This window comes from Xanthomonas sp. BRIP62409 (assembly GCF_003992965.1).
Taxonomy (GTDB): Bacteria; Pseudomonadota; Gammaproteobacteria; order Xanthomonadales; family Xanthomonadaceae; genus Xanthomonas; species Xanthomonas euroxanthea.
Genome location: NZ_QEZJ01000017.1, coordinates 343,616 through 361,862 on the forward strand (window position 1 = coordinate 343,616; position 18,247 = coordinate 361,862).

Below are 18,247 nucleotides of genomic sequence, written 5' to 3' on the forward strand. Positions count from 1 at the left end.
GCCGGCATGCGCAACGGCGGGCTGATTGGTTTACCATTCTCCTCAAGACCCCTTGCGAGAAGGTGGCCCGCGCCCCGCGCCGGCCCAGCGTGCGACATGAGCACTACCACCGCCCACCGCTGATCCCGGCCGCGCCAGTTGGCAAGGCGCCTGCACGGCGTTGTTTCTGCACCACCTCTCGCCACCCCTTTATCCGAGCCTGTCCCGCAACGGGCAGATCTCCCTTGCAGCCATCGCGCTGCAGCCAGCCCAGACCTCATTCTTGCCCATGATCAACATCACGCTCCCCGACGGCAGCCGCCGCGAATTCGAATCCCCCGTCTCGGTGATGCAGGTCGCCCAGTCGATCGGCGCCGGCCTGGCCAAGGCGACCATCGCCGGCCAGGTCGACGGCCAGCTGGTCGATGCCAGCGACGTCATCGACCACGATGCCAGCCTGCGCATCATCACCGCCAAGGACCCCGAAGGCGTGGAGATCATCCGCCACTCCTGCGCGCATCTGGTCGGGCATGCGGTCAAGCAGCTGTACCCGGAGGTCAAGATGGTGATCGGCCCGGTCATCGCCGAAGGCTTCTACTACGACATCTACAGCGAGCGCCCGTTCACGCCCGAAGACATGGCCGCGATCGAGCAGCGCATGCAGGAGCTGATCGCTCAGGACTACGAGGTGATCAAGAAGGTCACCCCGCGCGCCGAGGTGATCGAGGTGTTCACCCAGCGCGGCGAGGAGTACAAGCTGCGCCTGATCGAGGACATGTCCGCCGACATCACCGCGATGGGCCTGTACTACCACCAGGAATACGTGGACATGTGCCGCGGCCCGCACGTACCCAACACGCGCTTCCTCAAGGCCTTCAAGCTGACCCGCATTTCCGGCGCCTACTGGCGTGGCGATGCCAAGAACGAGCAGCTGCAGCGCATCTACGGCACCGCCTGGGCCGACAAGAAGCAGCTGGACGCCTACATCCTGCGCATGGAGGAAGCCGACAAGCGCGACCATCGCCGCATCGGCAAGCAGCAGGACCTGTTCCATCTGCAGGAAGAGGCGCCCGGCCTGGTGTTCTGGCATCCCAAGGGCTGGTCGCTGTGGCAGGTGGTCGAGCAGTACATGCGCAAGGTCTACCGCGACAGCGGCTACGGCGAGGTGCGCTGCCCGCAGATCCTGGACGTGTCGCTGTGGCAGAAGTCCGGCCACTGGGACAACTACCAGGATGCGATGTTCTTCACCGAGTCGGAGAAGCGCACCTACGCGGTCAAGCCGATGAACTGCCCCGGCCACGTGCAGGTGTTCAACCAGGGCCTGCACAGCTACCGCGACCTGCCGATCCGCTACGGCGAGTTCGGCGCCTGTCACCGCAACGAGCCGTCCGGCGCGCTGCACGGCATCCTGCGCGTGCGCGGTTTCACCCAGGACGACGGGCATGTGTTCTGCCTGGAATCGCAGATCGAAGCCGAAGTCACCGCCTTCCATCAGCAGGCACTGGCGGTCTACACCGCGTTCGGCTTCGAGGATATCGAGATCAAGATCGCGCTGCGCCCGGAAAAGCGCCTGGGCGACGACGTGACCTGGGACAAGGCCGAAGCCGCGCTGCGCAGCGCGCTGGGCGTGTGTGGGGTGCAGTGGCAGGAGCTGCCGGGCGAGGGCGCCTTCTACGGTCCCAAGATCGAGTACCACCTCAAGGACGCCATCGGGCGCACCTGGCAGCTGGGCACCATGCAGGTCGATTTCATGATGCCGGGCCGCCTCGGCGCTGAGTACGTGGACGAGCACAGCCAGAAGAAGCATCCGGTCATGCTGCACCGGGCGATCGTCGGTTCGATGGAGCGTTTCATCGGCATTCTGATCGAACACCACGCCGGCGCCTTCCCCTCCTGGCTCGCTCCGGTCCAGGTCGTTGTCGCAAATATCACCGATGCACAGGCAGACTATGTCGACTCGGTTCGGAAAACCCTTGCAAATCAAGGCTTCCGTGTGAACGCCGATTTGCGTAACGAGAAGATCGGTTATAAGATTCGCGAGCATACGCTGCAACGCGTGCCTTATCTCCTCGTCGTCGGTGACCGCGAGAAGGAAAACGGTGCCGTCGCCGTGCGGACACGTTCGGGAGAGGATCTCGGGACCATGACGGTTTCGGCCTTCATCGAGCGTCTGCAGGCAGAGCAGGCAGCGTGAGCCAACCCCGGCCGGTCTGGATGATCCGGATGCGCCGGTTCGATTCCCCTGGGAGATTGCAATATCAGTACCCCTGACAACAAACAGAACCGCAAGAACCAAGAAATCCGTGTGCCGCGCGTTCGCGTGATCGGCAGTGACGGTGAGATGGTCGGCGTGTTGTCGCGCGACGAAGCGCTCGCCAAGGCCGAGGAAGAAGGCCTGGATCTGGTTGAAATCCAGCCGCAGGCCGATCCGCCGGTCTGCAAGATCATGGATTTCGGCAAGTTCAAGTTCGAGCAGCAGAAGAAGGCCAACGAGGCCAAGAAGAAGACCAAGCAGGTCGAGATCAAGGAACTCAAGTTCCGTCCGGTCACGGACGAGGGCGACTACCAGATCAAGCTGCGCAACATGCGCCGCTTCCTGGAAGAGGGCGACAAGGTCAAGGTCAACATTCGCTTCCGTGGCCGTGAAATGAGCCATCAGGAGCTGGGGCGCGAGATGGCGTCGCGGATCGAGGCCGACCTGGGCGACGACATCGTCATCGAGTCGCGCCCGCGCCTGGAAGGGCGCCAGATGGTCATGATGATCGCGCCGAAGAAGAAGATCTGATCCCGCGCTGGGACGGGCCCGGTAGGGCCCGCCTGGCCGGAGACGGCATCCATTTGCAAGAATTCCCGGCAACGGGTAGACTGCGCGGCCCGGTTTTGCCGGGGCGCCGCGCAAGCGGTACAGGACCTGTCCGGATCGTGTTCGATCAAGGACTTACAAGCAGGCAAGGGCATGGATGGAAAGCGTGGTCGCAAGACTGCCGCCCGGGTCAGTGACAAAACACCATCAAGGACATTGCAATGCCCAAGATCAAGACCAACCGGGCGGCGGCCAAGCGTTTCCGCAAGACCGCCTCCGGCAAGTACAAGTGCGGCCACGCAAACCGTAGCCATATCCTCACGAAGAAAGCGACCAAGCGGAAGCGCAACCTGCGGCAGACGAATCACGTCCGTGCCGAGGACGCAGGCCGTCTTGACCGTATGCTTCCCTACCTCTGAGGACTGAACCATGGCACGAGTAAAGCGTGGTGTGCAGGCGCGCCGCCGCCACAAGAAAATTCTGACCCTGGCGAAGGGCTACTACAATGCCCGTCGCAAGGTTTTCCGCGTCGCTAAGCAGGCGGTCATCAAGGCGCAGCAGTACGCCTATATCGGCCGTAAGCAGAAGAAGCGCGTGTTCCGTTCGTTGTGGATCACCCGCATCAACGCGGCTGCCCGCATCAATGGCCTGAGCTACAGCCGTTTCATGAACGGCCTGCTGAAGGCTGGTATCACCCTGGACCGTAAGGTGCTGGCCGATATCGCCGTGCACGACGCCGCCGGCTTTGCCGCGCTGGCTGAGAAGGCCAAGGGCGCGCTGGCGGCGTAAATGCAGGTCCCTCTGCAAGAGCCCGCACATCCATGTGCGGACTTTTGAAAGGGTAGTTTCTTGTCGGGGTTTGCGCATCCGTGTGCAGGCCTCCGGCGAGGGCAAGCAGATATGCAGGGGGAAGGGCGCGAGTCCTTCCCCTTTTGCGTTTTAGATGGCCGGCATCGTTAAGTGGATGCCGGGCAGGACGCGATTTGAGTGGCAATGCATTCCGGTGCATCCGGAAACACCGTTCGGCTGAGCAGTTGAGGCGCGAGTGCAATGAGTGAGATTCAATCCCTGACCGAGCGTGCGCTGGCCGATGTCGCCGCCGCGCAGACGCCGGACCAACTGGAAGCCTTGCGCGTCGCATTGCTGGGCAAGAGCGGCAGCATCACCGCCCAGCTCAAGCAGCTCGGCACGCTGCCAGCCGATCAGCGCAAAGCCGCTGGCGAAGCGATCAACCTGGCGCGCGATGCGCTGACCGCTGCATTGTCCGAGCGCAAGCACGCGCTGGAAAACGCTGCACTGGACGCGCGTCTGGCCGGGGAGCGGATCGATGTGACCTTGCCAGGGCGTCGCGGTGAACGGGGCGGATTGCACCCGGTCACGCGCACGCTCGAGCGCATCGTCGAGATCTTTGCGCGCCTGGGCTATGAGTTGTCCGATGGTCCGGAGATCGAGGACGACTGGCACAACTTCGAAGCCCTGAACTTTCCGCCGCACCATCCGGCGCGCGCGATGCACGACACGTTCTATTTCGGCGATGGTCGCCTGTTGCGCACCCACACCTCCGGTGTGCAGGTGCGCTACATGGATGCACACACACCGCCGCTGCGCATGATCGCGGCCGGCAAGGTGTACCGCTCCGACTCGGACCAGACCCACTCGCCGATGTTCCATCAGGTCGAAGGCCTGCTGGTGGACGAGCATTCCACCTTCGCCGATCTCAAGGGCACCTTGTCCGAGTTCGTGCGGGCGTTCTTCGAGCGCGACTTCGAAATGCGCTTCCGCCCCAGCTATTTCCCGTTCGTGGAACCGGGTGCGGAAGTGGATATCGCCTGGCAGCAGCCGGACGGCAGCACGCGCTGGCTGGAAGTGCTCGGCTGCGGCATGGTGCACCCGAACGTGCTGCGCAGCGTCGGCATCGACCCGGAGCGCTATACCGGCTTCGCGTTCGGCCTGGGCGTGGAGCGCTTTGCGATGCTGCGCTACGGCGTCAACGACCTGCGCGCGTTCTTCGAGAACGATGTGCGTTTTCTCCGGCAGTTTGCTTGACGGCGGGGATTCGGGATTCGGGATTGGGGATTTGCAACAGCGCCCCGGTCCGCCCCGGACTCCGTCGACGCGTTTTTGCTAATCCCCAATCCCGAATCCCCAATCCCGGCTCCTCATGAAATTCTCTGAAAATTGGCTGCGCAGCCACGTTCCCATCCAGGCGAGCCGCGACGAGCTTGCCGCGACGCTGACGGCGATCGGTCTGGAGGTCGAAGAGGTCACGCCGTTGGGCCAGGCGCTGGGGCAGGTGGTGGTGGCGCGTATCGTCGAGGCGGTACGTCATCCGGAAGCCGACCGTCTGCAGGTCTGCAGCGTCGACGCAGGGCAGGGCGAGCTGCTGCAGATCGTGTGTGGCGCGCCCAACGCGCGTGCCGGTCTGGTGGCGCCGTTGGCGCTGGTCGGTGCAAAGATCGGCGAACTGATCATCACCGCCGCCAAGCTGCGCGGGGTCGCGTCCAACGGCATGCTGTGCTCGGCCAAGGAGCTGGGTCTGGACAGCGACGCGTCCGGCCTGTTCGAGCTGCCGGACGATGCGCCGGTGGGCCAAGCCCTGGCCGAGTATCTGGGGCTGCCCGATGCCAGCATCGAGATCAAGCTCACGCCCAATCGTGCCGATTGCTTCAGCGTGCGCGGTATCGCCTTTGACGTGGCGGCGGCATGCGCCAGCGAAGTGGTGGCCTTCGATGCCGGCGTCGTGGCGCCGGTGTCCACGCGCACGCTGGCGGTGGAGTTGCATGCCGGTAGCGAGGCGCCGCGCTACTGCGGACGCGTGATCGAGGGCATCGACCCGGCCGCGAAAACGCCGGTGTGGCTGGCCGAACGGCTGCGCCGCAGCGGCGTGCGTCCGGTTTCGCTGCTGGTGGATATCACCCAGTACGTGATGCTGGAGCTTGGCCAGCCGATGCATGCGTTCGATCTGGATACGCTGCAGGGCCCGATCGGTGTGCGCCGATCGCGCGGCGGCGAGCAGCTGGCGTTGCTGGATGGGCGGCAGGTCACGCTGGACGACAGTTTCCTGACCATCACCGATGCCGATCGCCCGGTGGCGCTGGCCGGCTTGATGGGTGGGCTGGACACGCGCGTCACCGAGACCACGCGCAACGTGTTCCTGGAGTCGGCGTATTTCGACCCGGCCGCGATCATGGGCCGTGGCCGCAAGCTCGGGCTGCATACCGATGCCGGTCATCGCTTCGAGCGTGGTGTGGATCCGGCGCTGCCGCCGCAGGCGATCGAAGTGGCGACGCGGCTGGTGCTGGAGCTGGCCGGTGGCACGCCGGGCCCGGTGGTGCATGCGCAACTGCCGCAGCATCTGCCGCAGCCGGCGCGGATCCTGCTGCGGCGTGCGCGGATCGCGCGCGTCCTCGGTATCCGGATCGACGATGCCGAGGTCGTGCGCATTCTGGGCGCGCTCGGCATGCAGCTGGAGGCGGTAGCCGAAGGCTGGCAGGTGATGGCGCCGAGCCGTCGCTTCGATATCGCCATCGAAGAGGATCTGATCGAAGAGCTGGCGCGTATCCACGGTTACGACCGCGTGCCGACCACGCTGCCGGGCGGGGCAAGCCGGATTGCGATGCCGAGCGAAACCCAGCTCGACGAGCTCAGCGTGCGCCGCCAGCTGGTGGCGCGCGAGCTGCAGGAAACCATCAATTATGCCTTCGTCGACGCCACCTTGCTGGAGCGCTGGCAGCTGACCGACGGCCTGGTGCCGCTGGCCAATCCGCTCAGTGCCGAGCTTGCGATCATGCGTCCGCGCCTGCTGCCGGGCCTGGTGGCGACGCTGGGCCGCAACGCCGCCCGCCAGGCCGGCCGCGTGCGCCTGTTCGAGCTGGGCAAGGTGTTCGCTGCCGCCTCCGAGGCTGGCGCTGCCCCGCAGGAGTCGCAGCATGTCGCCGCAGCCGTGTGTGGCGATGCCCTGGCGCTGCAGTGGGGCGAGCCGGCGCGCAAGGTGGACTTCCACGATCTGAAGGGCGACCTGATGGCGCTGGCGGCGGCCAGCGGCGCGGTGCTGGACTTCCAGCCCTCCGCCCAGCCCTTCGGGCATCCCGGGCGCTCGGCCGACATCCATCGCGACGGCGTTTGCATCGGCTGGATCGGGCAGGTGCATCCGCGCCTGGCCAAGGCCTTGGACATCGACGTGGATGTGATCGCGTTCGAGCTGCAACTGACCGCGTTGGTCCAACGCGCGTTGCCGCGTGCCGGTGAACTGTCGCGGTTCCCTTCGGTTCGTCGCGACCTGGCCTTCCTGGTGCCGGAAGAGGTGAGCTGGGCGGCCCTGTCGGCCAGCGTGCGTACCACGGTCGGGCCGTTGTTGCGCGAGGTGCAGCTGTTCGATCGCTATGTCGGGCAGGGGGTCGAGCCAGGTTTCAAGAGTCTGGCTATGGGCTTGATTTTGCAGGATAACTCGCGCACTCTCACCGACCGGGACGTCGATGCAGTCGTTGCCGATGTGGTGGCCGTGATCGAGCGTGAGCACCGCGCCCGAATCCGGAGTTGAGGCGGTAACCAGGGGATTGGCATGGCATTGACGAAAGCGGAGATGGCCGAACGTCTGTTCGACGAGGTCGGTCTGAACAAGCGCGAGGCAAAGGAATTTGTCGACGCGTTCTTCGATGTGCTGCGCGATGCGCTGGAGCAGGGCCGTCAGGTGAAGCTGTCCGGTTTCGGCAACTTCGATCTGCGGCGCAAGAATCAACGGCCCGGTCGCAATCCCAAGACCGGTGAGGAAATTCCGATCTCGGCGCGCACGGTGGTGACTTTCCGTCCGGGCCAGAAGCTCAAGGAGCGGGTGGAGGCTTATGCTGGATCCGGGCAGTAATCGCGAACTACCGCCAATTCCGGCCAAGCGCTACTTCACCATCGGCGAAGTCAGCGAGCTGTGCGACGTCAAGCCGCATGTGCTGCGCTATTGGGAAACCGAATTTCCGAGCCTGGAACCGGTCAAGCGGCGCGGCAACCGGCGCTACTACCAGCGCCACGACGTGCTAATGGTGCGCCAGATCCGCGGCCTGCTGTACGAGCAGGGCTACACCATCGGTGGCGCACGTCTGCGTCTGGAAGGCGATGGCGCCAAAAGCGAGTCGGCACTGAGCAACCAGATCATCAAGCAGGTGCGCATGGAACTGGAAGAGGTTCTGCAACTGCTGCGCCGCTAGGAAAACGTTTCACAAAGCCGCTATAATCGCAGGCCGCCCTCGTGGCGGATGCAACATCTTCGGGGTATAGCGCAGCCTGGTAGCGCACTAGTCTGGGGGACTAGTGGTCGTCGGTTCGAATCCGGCTACCCCGACCAAACACAGAGCCCATGTCTTCACGGACATGGGCTTTTTTGTTGCGCCGCAACATGCGGTCGGCGGCGTGTCATGCGAGTGACACGATATGCATATCGGCATATTGCAGAGCAGCATGAAAGCACTGGTCGCGTCCGTTTCATCGCGGTCCCGCTCGCATGGACCTGGGTCACGGAATGTGGCTAAGTGTCCGAAAATGCTCCGAATCAGTCGCGCTGGATTAGTACGTGGATCACGTTTTGTTAACGGTGTAACGACGAACTTGAATCAATAGGCCAACGCCGTCAAAAAAATGGCGAGCAGCGTCTTGCGATGCCTTGGTTCTATGCCATAGTGCACTGCAACACGTCACACCTGTCGTGATCCCGAGCGTCTTGGGATGAATTTCTCTGTCGTACGTTCTTGCTGGCGTGTTAGCCGGTCGAATGCTGCGCGAGGTCCTGTCCCACCCAACCGAGGCAGCCAGCCACACGCATGAAAAAACTGATCGGACGATTCTGCCAAGGCCTCAGCCTGGCGTTGATCTGCTCGATGGCACTGGGCGCATGCAGCACCGGTCCGAAGATGGCGGACTCCCTGCCGCTTCCGGATCCGCTCGCAATGTCGGCAGTGCAACCGGAGTATCGACTCGCCCCGGGCGACCTGTTGTTGTTCAAGGTGTTCCAGGTCGATGACCTGGAGCGGCAGGTCCGCATCGATCAGAACGGCCACATCTCGCTGCCGCTGATCGGCGACGTCAAGGCGGCCGGCCTGGGTGTCGGCGAGCTGGAAAAGCTGGTGGCAGACCGCTACGCCGCCGGATACCTGCAGCAGCCGCAGGTGTCGGTGTTCGTGCAGGAGTCCAATGGTCGCCGGGTGACGGTGACCGGTGCGGTCGACGAGCCGGGGATCTATCCGGTGATCGGCGCCAACCTGACCCTGCAGCAGGCCATTGCGCAGGCCAAGGGTGTCAGCACGGTGGCCAGCCGCGGCAACGTCATCGTGTTCCGCACCGTCAACGGGCAAAAGATGATCGCCAGATTCGATCTGACCCAGATCGAGAAGGGGGCCAACCCGGACCCTGAGATCTACGGCGGCGACATCGTTGTGGTGTATCGCTCGGACGCACGCGTCTGGCTGCGCACCATGCTGGAACTGACCCCCCTTGTGATGGTGTGGCGCGCTTACCGATGAGTATGAATTCAGACAATCGTTCCTCCCCGTCTCATCGTCATGGGCATCTTGAGCTGGCCGACGTTGGCTTGCTCGACTACTGGCGCGCGCTGGTGTCGCAGCGCTGGTTGATCATCCTGATCACCGTCGCGGCCGTGGCGCTGGCCTTTGGCGTCACCCTGCTGATGCCGGAAAAATACCGCGCCACCAGCACGCTGCAGATCGAGCGTGATTCGCTCAACGTGGTGAACGTCGACAACCTGATGCCGGTGGAGTCGCCGCAGGATCGCGATTTCTACCAGACCCAGTACCAGCTGCTGCAGAGCCGTTCGCTGGCCCGTGCGGTGATCCGCGAGGCCAGGCTCGACCAGGAGCCGGCGTTCAAGCAGCAGGTCGACGAGGCGCTGGAAAAGGCCGCTGCCAAGAATCCGGAAGCCGGCAAGTCGGTCGACTCGCGCCAGGCCATCATCGAGCGCAGCCTGACCGATACGCTGCTGGCCGGGCTGGTGGTCGAGCCGATCCTCAATTCGCGCCTGGTCTACGTCAATTACGATTCGCCGGACCCGGTATTGGCGGCCAAGATCGCCAACACCTACACCAAGGTCTTCATCGTCAGCACGCAGGAACGCCGCATCAAGGCGTCTTCGTTTGCGACCAAGTTCCTGGCCGAGCGTCTGGAGCAGTTGCGCGACAAGGTGGAGGACTCGGAAAAGAATCTGGTCACCTATTCCACCGACGAGCAGATCGTGTCGGTGGGCGATGACAAGCCATCGCTTCCTGCCCAGAACCTGAGCGACCTCAACGCGATGCTGGCATCGGCGCAGGACACCCGCATCAAGGCTGAGGCAGCCTGGCGTCAGGTCAGCAGCGGCGATGCGATGTCGCTGCCGCAGGTGCTGAGCAACCCGCTGATCCAGAGCCTGCGCGGCGAGCAGATCCGCCTGAACACCGAGTATCAGCAGAAGCTGTCGACCTTCAAGCCGGACTATCCGGAAATGCAGCGCCTGAAGGCGCAGATCGAAGAGTCGCGCCGCCAGATCAATGGCGAGGTCATCAATATCCGCCAGTCGCTCAAGGCGACCTACGACGCGTCGGTGCACCAGGAGCAATTGCTCAACCAGCGCATCGCCGGATTGCGGAACGATGAGCTGGACCTGCAGAGCCGCAGCATCCGCTACAACATGCTCAAGCGCGACGTCGATACCAACCGCCAGCTCTACGATGCGCTCCTGCAGCGCTACAAGGAGATCGGTGTGGCGAGCAACGTCGGCGCCAACAACGTGACCATCATCGACACCGCAGACGTGCCTACGTCTAAGACTTCGCCGAAACTCAAATTGAACCTCGCCTTGGGCTTCATCTTTGGCGTATTTCTGGGCGTGGCTGTGGCTCTGGTGCGCTACTTCCTGCGAGGCACGCCAGCGCAGGCGCGGTTGGACTGACATCGTGGTGTTGCACAACGATGGGTTAATTGAAGTGACAACTGATTCAGCGTGGAAAAGGTTGGATCCCGTATGTTTCGGGCTCCTTCGTTTGAAAGTTTGTCTCTGTTGAAACAAAGGGCTGTCGTGCGATCTGGGGTCGGTAGGTATTACCGCGGTGATCGCTCGACGGAGATGATTGAAAACTCGCGTGCGATTCGTATGTTCCCCCGCATGCACCGTATCGAGTTTGGAGGACATCCCCATGCTTTTGGCAGACTTGAGTAGCGCGACTTACACGACATCCTCGCCGCGATTGTTGTCCAAGTATTCGGCTGCAGCCGACCTGGTCCTGCGTGTCTTCGACCTCACCATGGTCGTGGCTTCCGGGCTGATCGCCTATCGCATCGTCTTCGGTTCGTGGGTGCCTGCGGCACCGTACCGGGTCGCCATCGCTACCACGCTGTTGTATTCGGTGATCTGCTTTGCGCTGTTCCCGCTGTATCGCAGCTGGCGCGGTCGCGGGCTGTTGAGCGAGCTGATGGTGCTGGGCGGTGCGTTCGGCGGCGTGTTCGCGCTGTTTGCGGTGCACGCACTGATCGTGCAGGTCGGCGAGCAGGTGTCGCGCGGCTGGATCGGCCTGTGGTTCGTCGGTGGCCTGGCCTCGCTGGTGGCGGCCCGCACGGTGCTGCGCGGCTTCCTCAATCACCTGCGTACCCAGGGTGTGGACGTGCAGCGGGTGGTGGTGGTGGGTCTGCGCCATCCGGTGATGAAGATCAATCACTACCTCAGCCGCAATCCCTGGGTCGGCATGAACCTGGTCGGCTATTTCCGCACGCCGTACGACATCGCGGTGACCGAACAACGTCAGTCGCTGCCGTGCCTGGGCGATCCGGATGCGCTGATCGAGTATCTGCAGGACAACCAGGTCGAGCAGGTGTGGATCTCGCTGCCACTGGGCGAGCGTGACCACATCAAGCAGCTGCTGCAGCGCCTGGATCGTTATCCGATCAACGTGAAGCTGGTGCCGGATCTGTTCGACTTCGGCCTGTTGAACCAGTCTGGCGAGCAGATCGGCAACGTGCCGGTGATCAACCTGCGCCAGGGTGGCGTGGACCGCGACAACTACTTCGTGGTCGCCAAGGCACTGCAGGACAAGATCCTGGCCGTGATCGCGCTGATGGGCCTGTGGCCGCTGATGGCAGCGATTGCGGTCGGTGTGAAGATGAGTTCGCCGGGTCCGGTGTTCTTCCGCCAGCGTCGTCATGGCCTGGGCGGTCGGGAGTTCTACATGTTCAAGTTCCGCTCGATGCGTGTGCATGACGATCATGGCACCACCATCCAGCAGGCGACCAAGAACGACAGCCGCATCACCCGGTTCGGGGCGTTCCTGCGCCGGAGCAGCCTGGACGAGTTGCCGCAGATCTTCAACGTGCTCGGTGGCAGCATGTCGATCGTGGGTCCGCGTCCGCACGCGGCGCAACACAACACCCATTACGAAAAGCTGATCAATCACTACATGCAGCGCCATTACGTCAAGCCGGGCATCACCGGTTGGGCGCAGGTCAATGGATTCCGTGGCGAAACCCCGGAGCTGCGCACGATGAAAAAGCGCATCCAGTACGATCTGGACTACATCCGTCGCTGGTCGCTGTGGCTGGATATCCGCATCATCGTGCTGACCGCAGTACGTGTGCTCGGACAGAAGACCGCGTACTGATGATGGCGGGGAGTGTGCGACCTGGCGCGCTGAGCGCCGCGGGCGGCGGCATTGCAGCCGCCCCTTTCAAGCAGGCGTCTGCATGCTGATCCGAATGAGCGACGAGGCCCGCGTTCGCTGGCACAACCTGCTGATTGAACTGACGCTGCTGGTCGGCGTCGGTTACAACCTGGTGCTGGCGCTGATCAATGCGAATGTGTTCACCGTGCGTCCGGTGATCACCTACGCGGTCGAGTTCATGGTCTATGCCGCGTGTTTCCTGCTCGGCCTTGGCTCGATGAGCCGCAAGCGCATCGCCTTGATCATCAGCGGCCTTGGGCTGATCGTCACCTTGATGTTCGTGCGCTTCCTGGTGAACTGGCAGGTCGATCCGAAGTTCTTCCGCGACGCGCTGGTGGTGTTTGCGTTCGTGGTGCTTGGTTCGGCCTATACCGGGTCGGTGCCCAAGCTGTTCGTGCGCATGACCATCATCGTGTCGTTGGTTGCGGCGTTCGAGTTGGCGACGCCCAGTGTCTACGGCGATCTGGTCAACCCGAAGAGCTTCTTCGTCAACGCGCGCGGCATGAGCGCGGAGGGGTTTTGGAACGAAGACAGCAACCTGTTCGTCAGCGCCACGCGACCGGGCGAGCGCAACTTCCTGCCCGGTTCCAATCTTCCCCGCGCCTCCTCGATGTTCATCGAGCCGGTGACCATGGGCAATTACATCTGCTTCTTTACCGCTATCGTGCTGGTGTTCTGGCGCTGGATGCGGCCAGCGATGCTGCTGCTGTCGGTCGGCCTGATCGGCTTCATGATCGTGGCCTCCGATGGGCGGCTTGCGGCGGGCACCTGCGTGCTGATGGTACTGCTGTCGCCGCTGTTGAAACGCCTGGATCAACGCCTGGCCTTCCTGATTTTCCTGGTCGTGATCATGACCGCATGGTTGCTGGTGTGGATCACCGGGATCACTGCCTATCAGGACAACACGATGGGCCGGGTCTTCTTCACCGTCAATTCGATGAATAACCTGTCCTTCAACTCATGGATGGGCCTGGATTTTGCGCAGGCGTACCGCTACTTCGACAGCGGCATCGCCTACTTCATCGCATCCCAGTCGATCGTCGGCGTGCTTGCGTTCCTGCTGTCGTATTCGTTCCTGTTGTTGATGCCGAGCAAGGAAGGGCAGCTGTTCAAGAACCTGGCAATCTTTGCGTTCGCGCTGAGCTTGCTGGTGTCCAATGGTTACTTCTCGATCAAGACCTCGGCATTGTGGTGGTTCGTGTGCGGCTGCCTGTGGCACATGCGGCCGACCTGGTCTGCTGCAAGCATTGCGCAGCAGACCAGCCAGGATCCGTCCGACGATGAGGCACGATTGCCACTGCCCGCGGGAGGCGCACGATGAGTGTGGCGGCAACGCACGCACCGCAGCCGGTTGCACCGGTGGCCGGCTTGCACGTTGCCAACGGCGGGCGCAGCCGCGACCCGCGCATTGATGCCACCAAGGCCCTGGCGATTCTGCTGGTGGTGTTCTGCCACGCCAAGGGCGTGCCGCATGCGATGACGCTGTTTGCCTACAGCTTTCATGTGCCGCTGTTCTTCATGGTGTCCGGCTGGCTGGCATCCGGCTATGCGTCGCGGACCACCGGGTTGGCGCAGACGATCAGCAAGCAGGCGCGCGGCCTGCTGCTGCCGTATGTGACGTTCTATCTGCTCGGTTACGCCTACTGGTTGCTGACGCGCAATATCGGCGAGAAGGCGGCGCGGTGGGGCAGCCATCCGTGGTGGGAGCCGATCGTGGCGATGTTCACTGGTATTGGCCCCGATCTGTACGTGCAGCCTCCGCTGTGGTTCCTGCCGGTGATGCTGGTGACGGTGCTCAGCTATTTCGTGCTGCGCCGCTGGATGCCGCCGGTGCTGATCGCGGTGGCGTCGCTGCCCCTGGCCTGGTGCTGGATGGGCTGGTTTCCGGGCCAGCAGCTGCGACTTTTTTTCGGCCTGGACGTACTACCGGTGTCGCTGTGCTTCTACGCGCTGGGCGCCTTGCTGGTCCACATTTCCGCACGTCTGCCGACTTCCTTGCCGGTGAGTGCGCTGGTGACGCTGCTGCTGGCCTTGCCGGTGGCCTGGCTGGCCGATCGCAATGGCCGGATCGACGTCAACATGCTGGAATTCGGCCGCAACCACGCCGGGTTCATGCTCGGTGCGGTGCTCGGTTCATTGATGGTGATCTGCGCGGCACGGCTGGTGCAGGGCTGGGCCTGGATACAGTGGATCGGCCGCAATACCTTGCTGATCCTGTGCACCCACATGCTGGTGTTCTTCGTGCTTTCCGGTGTTGCAGCGTTGGCCGGCGGATTCGGTGCCTCGCGCCCCGGGCTGGCCTGGGCAGTGTTCGTGACGGTGTTTGCGTTGCTTGCGAGCGTGCCGCTGCGTTGGGTGCTGATGCGTTTTGCGCCGTGGACCCTGGGTGCCCGCCCGGTGGCGGCATGACTGGCGCTGCGGCATGACCACCGCACCGTATTCCAGCCCGGCCGGGCACGGCGACCTGGCGGCCAAGGCTGCGCCAGCGCCTGCATTGACCCGCGATTGGCAGATCGATGCAGCAAAGGCACTGGCCATCATGCTGGTGGTGTTGGGACATGCCAACGGCATGCCGGCCGCCTACAAATTATTTGCCTACAGTTTTCATGTCCCGCTGTTTTTCGTGCTGTCCGGCTGGGTCGGCGAGCGCTTCGGCCACCGCGCGATGACGGTGGCGACGATCAGGAAGTTGGCGCGCACGTTGCTGGTTCCCTACCTTGCGTTTTTCCTGGTGGCCTACGCCTGCTGGTTGCTGATGGGAGTGACCAGCCGCGCGCCGCATCCATCGCATGTCCTGCCGTGGTGGGATCCGTTCGTCGGTCTGTTCTGGGCCAACGGCACGCGCCTGTACGTGCTGCCGGCGTTGTGGTTCCTGCCGGCCTTGTTCGTCACCACGCTGGCCTACATCGCCTTGCGCACGCGCCTGACGACGGCCGCCCTGGCTGCAACCAGTGTGCTGCTCGCATTGGCATGGGCGGGCTGGTTTCCGTCATTGCATCTGCGGCTCCCGTTCGCGCTGGATGTAGTGCCCGTTGCGCTGTTCTTCATCGCCGTGGGCGGATGGCTGTCGCGCCATGCCGATGCACTGCGCGCGCTTGGGGCCGCGGTCTGGGCATTGGCCCTGCCGGTGCTGGCGGCAGCGTGGTGGTGGCTGGCCGGATGGAACGGGCAGGTGGACGTGAACAATCTGCAGTTCGGGCATTCCGCTGCGGTGTTCCTGCTGGTCAGCCTGCTGGGTACTGCAATGACCTTGTGTGTGGCCTACTTCGTTCGGCAGTGGCGGTGGCTGCAGTGGATCGGCGGCAATACCCTGCTGATCCTGTGCACGCACACATTGGTGTTTCTGGTGCTCACCAGCGTGGTGGCACGAACGGGCGTGATCGCACCTAGCACGATCGGCACCCCGGCCTGGGCAATGGGTCTGAGTGCGTTCGCTATCGGTGCCAGCGTGCCGATGCGCGCGGTGCTGGTGCGCATTGCGCCGTGGATGTTGGGATTGAAACGTAAATGACGAGCTTCCAGAATGATTGGCCGAACATGCAGATGTCTCTGCGTCGCTGGCACAGGAGATTGGCGTAATGAAAGTGGTGCATGTCGTCCGCCAATTCCACCCTTCGATCGGAGGCATGGAAGAAGTCGTTCTCAATGTGGCCCGTCAGCATCAGGCCACCAGCGCCGATACGGTGGAGATCGTGACCCTGGATCGGGTGTTTACCGATCCGGGTGCGCAGCTTGCGGCGCAGGAGACGCATCAGGGCTTGCCGATCCGGCGCATCGGGTATCGCGGCTCCTCGCGTTATCCGTTGGCGCCGTCCGTGCTGGGTGCGATCCGCTCGGCCGACCTGGTCCACCTGCATGGCATCGATTTTTTCTACGACTATCTGGCACTGACCAAGCCGCTGCATGGCAAGCCGATGGTGGTGTCCACACACGGCGGTTTTTTCCATACCGCATATGCCTCGCGGATGAAGCAGCTATGGTTTCAGACGCTCACCCGCACCTCGGCATTGGCATATGCGCGGGTGATCGCCACCAGCGAGAATGACGGCGAGCTCTTCGCCAAGGTGGTGTCGCCGGCACGTCTGCGGGTGATCGAAAACGGCGTGGACGTGGAGAAATATGCAGGGCAGGGCGCAGCAACGATGGGGCGGACCATGATGTATTTCGGCCGCTGGTCGGTGAACAAGGGCCTGATCGAAACCCTGGAGCTGCTGCAGGCGGCGCTGCAGCGCGATCCGCAGTGGCGGTTGATCATCGCCGGGCGCGAATACGATCTGAACGAGGCCGACCTGCGCAAGGCGATCGCCGAGCGGGGCCTGCAGGACAAGGTGCAGCTCAGCATGTCGCCCTCGCAGGAGCAGCTGCGCAGCCTGATGCAGCAGGTGCAGTTCTTCGTCTGCCTGTCGCGCCACGAAGGCTTCGGCATCGCCGCGGTCGAGGCGATGAGTGCAGGCCTGATTCCCATCCTCAGCGACATCCCGCCGTTCGTGCGCCTTGCCAGCGAATCGGGGCAGGGCGTGATCGTCAACCGCGACAGGATCGATGCGGCCGCAGACCAGGTGCAGGCGCTTGCGCTGCAGGCGGACGTGGATTTCGACGCGCGTCGTGCAGCGTCCATGGCCTACGTGGGCCGCTACGACTGGAAGCATGTGGTCGGGCGCTACGTCGATGAATACCACACCGCGTTGGGCACCCGTCGTCCGCAGGAGGCAGTGCGATGAGCGCGCCTGCATCGGCAGCGACTGCGCGGGCGGCCGCGCAGCCACAGGTCACCGTGCTGTTCTCTACCGAAAAGCCCAATGCCAGCACCAACCCGTATCTGACCCAGCTGTACGCGTCGCTGCCCGATGCAGTGCAGCCGCGCTTCTTTTCGATGCGCGATGCGCTGTTGTCGCGCTACGACGTGCTGCATCTGCATTGGCCCGAATACCTGCTGCGCCATCCCAGTTCTGTCGGCACCCTGGCCAAGCAGATGTGTGCGGCGCTGTTGCTGCTCAAGCTGCAGCTGACCGGCACGCCGGTAGTGCGCACCCTGCACAATCTGGCGCCGCACGAGGATCGGGGCTGGCGCGAACGCGGCCTGTTGCGCTGGATCGATCGGCTGACGCGTCGCTGGATCCGCATCAACGCAACCACGCCGCCGCGACCGCCGTTCACCGACACCATCCTGCACGGCCATTATCGCGAGTGGTTTGCACAGATGCCGCAGGGCACGCCGGTGCCGGGGCGGCTACTGCACTTCGGCCTGATCCGCCCGTACAAGGGGGTGGAGACGCTGCTGGAGGTGATGCGTCAGGTCGATGATCCGCGCCTGAAGCTGCGTATCGTCGGCAACCCGGCCACGCCGCAGATGCGCAGCCTGGTGGAGGAGGCCTGCGCGCAGAATCCGCGCATCAGCGCCTTGCTGGCCTATGTCGAAGAGCCGGTGCTGGCACGCGAGGTCAGCGAGGCCGAGCTGGTGGTGCTGCCGTACCGGCAGATGCACAACTCCGGCACCTTGTTGCTGGCGCTGTCGCTGGCACGCCCGGTGCTGGCGCCGTGGAGCGAATCCAATGCAGCGATCGCCGAAGAAGTCGGCCCGGGCTGGGTATTTCTTTACGAGGGCGAATTTGATGCGGCATTGCTGACCGGCATGCTGGACAAGGTACGCGCCGCGCCACGCGGTGCGGCGCCGGATCTATCGCAACGCGACTGGCCACGGATCGGGCAGCTGCACTACCGCACCTACCTGGAAGCGCTCGGCAAGGATGGAGACGCCGCGCTGTGACCGCAGAGATCC

General features: G+C 63.5%; 16 protein-coding genes and 1 tRNA gene. All 17 read left to right on the forward strand.

Annotated features, from left to right (window positions below; translation table 11 throughout):
- Nucleotides 1-268 precede the first annotated feature (268 nt).
- The 17 genes from thrS (at nt 269) to EO170_RS07905 (ending at nt 18,235) form a co-directional block, all read left to right on the forward strand.
- Nucleotides 269-2,173, forward strand: a complete 1,905-nt coding sequence (gene thrS, locus EO170_RS07825) for a threonine--tRNA ligase (RefSeq protein ID WP_126943809.1) — start codon at nt 269-271, stop codon at nt 2,171-2,173.
- 63 nt (nt 2,174-2,236) lie between these two features.
- On the forward strand, nt 2,237-2,764 hold the full coding sequence (gene infC, locus EO170_RS07830) for a translation initiation factor IF-3 (RefSeq protein ID WP_304941635.1): 528 nt from the start codon (nt 2,237-2,239) through the stop codon (nt 2,762-2,764).
- 239 nt (nt 2,765-3,003) lie between these two features.
- The gene (gene rpmI / locus EO170_RS07835) at nt 3,004-3,201 is read left to right on the forward strand and encodes a 50S ribosomal protein L35 (protein ID WP_002811096.1); all 198 of its coding nucleotides are present in this window, start codon (nt 3,004-3,006) and stop codon (nt 3,199-3,201) included.
- 10 nt (nt 3,202-3,211) lie between these two features.
- Nucleotides 3,212-3,571: a 50S ribosomal protein L20 gene (gene rplT, locus EO170_RS07840; protein ID WP_016903313.1), complete on the forward strand. Its 360-nt coding sequence runs from the start codon at nt 3,212-3,214 to the stop codon at nt 3,569-3,571.
- A 261-nt stretch (nt 3,572-3,832) separates the two neighbouring features.
- Nucleotides 3,833-4,828 carry a phenylalanine--tRNA ligase subunit alpha gene (locus EO170_RS07845; RefSeq protein WP_104582008.1) on the forward strand — a complete coding sequence of 332 codons (996 nt, stop codon included), beginning with the start codon at nt 3,833-3,835 and terminating at the stop codon, nt 4,826-4,828.
- Nucleotides 4,829-4,943: 115 nt separating this feature from the next.
- Nucleotides 4,944-7,322, forward strand: a complete 2,379-nt coding sequence (gene pheT, locus EO170_RS07850) for a phenylalanine--tRNA ligase subunit beta (protein ID WP_126943811.1) — start codon at nt 4,944-4,946, stop codon at nt 7,320-7,322.
- A 21-nt stretch (nt 7,323-7,343) separates the two neighbouring features.
- Complete coding sequence (locus EO170_RS07855; protein WP_002811076.1) at nt 7,344-7,643, forward strand: integration host factor subunit alpha; 300 nt, start codon at nt 7,344-7,346, stop codon at nt 7,641-7,643.
- Nucleotides 7,624-7,980, forward strand: coding sequence for a MerR family transcriptional regulator (locus EO170_RS07860; RefSeq protein ID WP_005995911.1), 357 nt, complete (start codon nt 7,624-7,626; stop codon nt 7,978-7,980). Before EO170_RS07855 ends, EO170_RS07860 begins: the two co-directional genes overlap by 20 nt.
- 60 nt (nt 7,981-8,040) lie before the next feature.
- Nucleotides 8,041-8,117: transfer RNA gene (locus EO170_RS07865), tRNA-Pro, on the forward strand.
- Between the two features lie 472 nt (nt 8,118-8,589).
- Entirely contained in the window at nt 8,590-9,288 is a 699-nt protein-coding gene (locus EO170_RS07870) for a polysaccharide biosynthesis/export family protein (protein ID WP_164739129.1), read from the forward strand.
- Nucleotides 9,270-10,709 carry a GumC family protein gene (locus EO170_RS07875; protein ID WP_104582010.1) on the forward strand — a complete coding sequence of 480 codons (1,440 nt, stop codon included), beginning with the start codon at nt 9,270-9,272 and terminating at the stop codon, nt 10,707-10,709. Before EO170_RS07870 ends, EO170_RS07875 begins: the two co-directional genes overlap by 19 nt.
- Before the next feature lie 244 nt (nt 10,710-10,953).
- On the forward strand, nt 10,954-12,408 hold the full coding sequence (locus EO170_RS07880; RefSeq protein WP_104582011.1) for an undecaprenyl-phosphate glucose phosphotransferase: 1,455 nt from the start codon (nt 10,954-10,956) through the stop codon (nt 12,406-12,408).
- Between the two features lie 94 nt (nt 12,409-12,502).
- Nucleotides 12,503-13,789 (forward strand): polysaccharide biosynthesis protein GumE, encoded by a 1,287-nt coding sequence (locus EO170_RS07885; protein WP_164739166.1) that lies wholly within the window; start codon nt 12,503-12,505, stop codon nt 13,787-13,789.
- Entirely contained in the window at nt 13,786-14,877 is a 1,092-nt protein-coding gene (locus EO170_RS07890; protein ID WP_126943814.1) for an acyltransferase family protein, read from the forward strand. Before EO170_RS07885 ends, EO170_RS07890 begins: the two co-directional genes overlap by 4 nt.
- Before the next feature lie 13 nt (nt 14,878-14,890).
- Nucleotides 14,891-15,979, forward strand: a complete 1,089-nt coding sequence (locus EO170_RS07895) for an acyltransferase family protein (protein WP_126943817.1) — start codon at nt 14,891-14,893, stop codon at nt 15,977-15,979.
- Nucleotides 15,980-16,046: 67 nt separating this feature from the next.
- Nucleotides 16,047-17,189 (forward strand): glycosyltransferase family 4 protein, encoded by a 1,143-nt coding sequence (locus tag EO170_RS07900; protein ID WP_126943820.1) that lies wholly within the window; start codon nt 16,047-16,049, stop codon nt 17,187-17,189.
- Nucleotides 17,186-18,235 carry a glycosyltransferase gene (locus tag EO170_RS07905; protein WP_126943823.1) on the forward strand — a complete coding sequence of 350 codons (1,050 nt, stop codon included), beginning with the start codon at nt 17,186-17,188 and terminating at the stop codon, nt 18,233-18,235. The genes EO170_RS07900 and EO170_RS07905 overlap by 4 nt, the downstream gene beginning before the upstream one ends.
- Nucleotides 18,236-18,247 lie beyond the last annotated feature (12 nt).